At 44.1% G+C, this 2375-nt stretch carries 3 protein-coding genes; all 3 read right to left on the bottom strand.

Going from position 1 to position 2375, the window contains the following annotated elements; translation table 11 throughout:
- Window positions 1-39 precede the first annotated feature (39 nt).
- The 3 genes from Q0095_RS06920 to Q0095_RS06910 all read right to left on the bottom strand — a co-directional run bounded on the left by Q0095_RS06920 (window position 40) and on the right by Q0095_RS06910 (window position 2130).
- Complete coding sequence (locus Q0095_RS06920; RefSeq protein ID WP_177386614.1) at window positions 40-609, bottom strand: hypothetical protein; 570 nt, start codon at window positions 607-609, stop codon at window positions 40-42.
- 99 nt (window positions 610-708) lie between these two features.
- Window positions 709-837, bottom strand: coding sequence for a hypothetical protein (locus tag Q0095_RS06915; RefSeq protein ID WP_297882610.1), 129 nt, complete (start codon window positions 835-837; stop codon window positions 709-711).
- Window positions 838-894: 57 nt separating this feature from the next.
- Window positions 895-2130: a nucleotide sugar dehydrogenase gene (locus tag Q0095_RS06910; RefSeq protein WP_297882608.1), complete on the bottom strand. Its 1236-nt coding sequence runs from the start codon at window positions 2128-2130 to the stop codon at window positions 895-897.
- Window positions 2131-2375: the final 245 nt, after the last annotated feature.

Below are 2375 nucleotides of genomic sequence, written 5' to 3'. Positions count from 1 at the left end.
TTATGCTCGCGCAGGCGCTGTAAATTTAGAGATTAAAATTTAATCTTTTAGTTTGGATTTTTTATATTCTTTATGAAGCTTGAGGATTGAATACAATGCGGATAAAAATAGCAATATACTAGTTAAGGTTAGTATATTTCTTTGAAAATATAAATTATCCCAATCCTCTGCATTTGAGGTATGTATTTTTGTTCCATCGCAATACCCGTATTCATTTAAAAATCTTTCCGACATTTTAATTTTTACGCAAATTTGATCTATATAGTTTTTGTAAATTAAATCACAAAATTGCATACCGAATTGTTCATAATCCGTCTTGCTATTTCCGATATGCAGATCAAAAATTTTACCGCTTCCTCGCACGGATATATTGCAGCCGGTTCCGCCACGATAGCTATCATATTTATGAAATTCGCTTATAGTTCCAACAAAAACAAAAGGATCTTCTATATTTTTTCTACTAGGTGCGCTTTGATATGCTATCAAAAGAAGTATCGGTGCGATAAATGAAACGCAAACAACGATTAGCGTTATAAAAGTGTGTTTCCGATCGAAGCCGAATTTAATCAAATCATACCAATAATCTACGTAGTAAAGCGGGTTTTTCATTGTATTCCTTTAGTAGCTTTTGGCAAATCAGAATATTCTTGTAGCGATTTAAAACCACCTGTAATAAGTACACCTTTTATCAACACTTCCTCTACTCATCTATATCTCCTTTATTAAAATTAAGGCATTGGAATTTTGAGCGTCAGAATTTTCCTGTGAGCCTCGCTCTAAATTTTGACGTCGTTCGTTTAGAATTTTCTTTAGCTCTTCGAGCCTTGCCTCGTTCATCCTTATCCCCGCTAAACCGCCTATTTAGAAGTCTAAATTTAAACCCCAAGCTAAATTTCACAGCTTTCCTTGCGCACCTTTATAGACATTTTTCACGTCGTAAACCAGCGAGCCCGCGTAATCAAGCTCAAAAAACTGCTTATGCGCTACGGCGATTACGACGCAGTCAAATTTGCGCAAGTCGGGCTTTTGCAGTAGATCGATGTCGTAGTATCTCTTAGCGTCAGCGGCGCTCGCCCAAGGATCATAGACACTTACCTCGCAGCCGAAATTTTTAAGCTCGCCTATCATATCCACGACGCGCGTATTGCGGGTGTCGGGGCAGTTTTCTTTAAACGTAAGTCCCAAGATCAAGACCTTCGCGCCCTTTACCTTTTCGTCGTATTTTATCATCATCTTAACGACCTCCGTAGCGACGTAGCTTCCCATATTGTCGTTAATGCGGCGACTTGAGAGGATGATTTCGGGGTGATAGCCCACCTCGGTCGCTTTCTGCGCCAGATAATACGGATCGATGCCGATACAGTGTCCGCCCACGAGCCCCGGACGGAAGCTTAAGAAATTCCACTTCGTAGCCGCCGCGTCGATGACGTCGTTGGTGTTGATACCGAGCTTGCCGAACAGGATCGCAAGCTCGTTGATAAAGCCGATATTGATGTCGCGCTGGGTGTTTTCGATCACCTTCGCGGCCTCGGCGACCTTTATGCTGCTAGCGCGAAAGGTGCCGTTTTGAAGTATGCTAAGATAGACGCTATCTACGACGTCCAAAGCCTCCGGGGTACTTGCCGAGACGATCTTTTTGATCTTCGTGACGGTGTGAATTTTATCGCCCGGATTGATCCGCTCGGGCGAATATCCGCAGAAAAAATCGCGGTTAAATTTTAGCCCGCTGGCTCTCTCAAGCACCGGCACGCAGTCCTCCTCCGTAGCGCCCGGATAGACGGTGCTTTCATACACGACGATGTCGCCCTTTTTAAGCACGGCTCCGACGCTTTCGCTGGCCTTGATTAGCGGCGTAAGATCGGGACGATTTAGCCTATCTACAGGCGTCGGCACGCATACGATATAAAAATTGCTCTGCCTCATATCATCTAGCTTCGCGCTAAATTTAAGCCCGTTTTGAATCGCCGCAGTAAGCTCCTCCTGGCTAAGCTCCAGCGTGCGATCGTGCCCGCCGCGCAGCTCGTCTATGCGGTCCTGAGCTACGTCAAAGCCCACGACCTCGTGTTTTGCGGCAAACGCCGCCGCCAAAGGAAGCCCAACGTAGCCAAGCCCGATTATCGCTATTTTCATTTTTCCCTCATTTGCTTTCATATTTTCCTCTTTTCTTTGCGTTAAATTTCATCGTTAAATCTCGCTCTCAAACTCGCTAAATTTCATACTCGCGCAGATACATTGCGCGTCTTAAAATTTAACATTGCAGGCTCGCTCGCCGTTTTACTTGCGCTTATTTGCACGGCGGCAAATTTAAAATTTTGCCTTGATACGGAATTTTATGCCGCACCGAATTTCGCATCACGATAAAATTCAGTTGCTTT

The sequence above is a fragment of the uncultured Campylobacter sp. genome (genome assembly GCF_938045535.1).
GTDB lineage: Bacteria > Campylobacterota > Campylobacteria > Campylobacterales > Campylobacteraceae > Campylobacter_B.
This window is presented reverse-complemented; position numbering and strand designations above follow the sequence as displayed.